Source organism: Actinokineospora fastidiosa, from assembly GCF_014648415.1.
GTDB lineage: Bacteria > Actinomycetota > Actinomycetes > Mycobacteriales > Pseudonocardiaceae > Actinokineospora > Actinokineospora fastidiosa.
On sequence record NZ_BMRB01000025.1, the window covers coordinates 1 to 549 of the forward strand.

At 57.2% G+C, this 549-nt stretch carries 1 rRNA gene; it reads left to right on the forward strand.

Going from position 1 to position 549, the window contains the following annotated elements:
- Positions 1 to 549 (forward strand): 23S ribosomal RNA (locus IEY98_RS32295); the annotation flags it as partial.

Below are 549 nucleotides of genomic sequence, written 5' to 3' on the forward strand. Positions count from 1 at the left end.
CATACGGTGGATGTCTTGGCACCAGGAGCCGATGAAGGACGTGGGAGGCTGCGATAAGCCTCGGGGAGCTGTCAACCGAGCTGTGATCCGAGGATGTCCGAATGGGGAAACCCGGCACCAGTCATGTGGTGTCACCCGCACCTGAATGTATAGGGTGTGTGGAGGGAACGCGGGGAAGTGAAACATCTCAGTACCCGTAGGAAGAGAAAACAACATGTGATTCCGTGAGTAGTGGCGAGCGAAAGCGGATGAGGCTAAACCGTGCGCGTGTGATACCCGGCAGGGGTTGCGTGTGCGGGGTCGTGGGACCTGTCGATCAGTTCTGCCGGGCTGATAGAGAGTCAGAAAGCATCGTGGTTAGTCGAACGTCTCTGGAATGGGCGACCGTAGTGGGTGAGAGTCCCGTAGGCGAAAACCTGATGTCTCTCGATGGTGTTCCCGAGTAGCAGCGGGCTCGTGGAATCTGCTGTGAATTTGCCGGGACCACCCGGTAAGCCTGAATACTCCCTGGTGACCGATAGCGGACTAGTACCGTGAGGGAAAGATGAA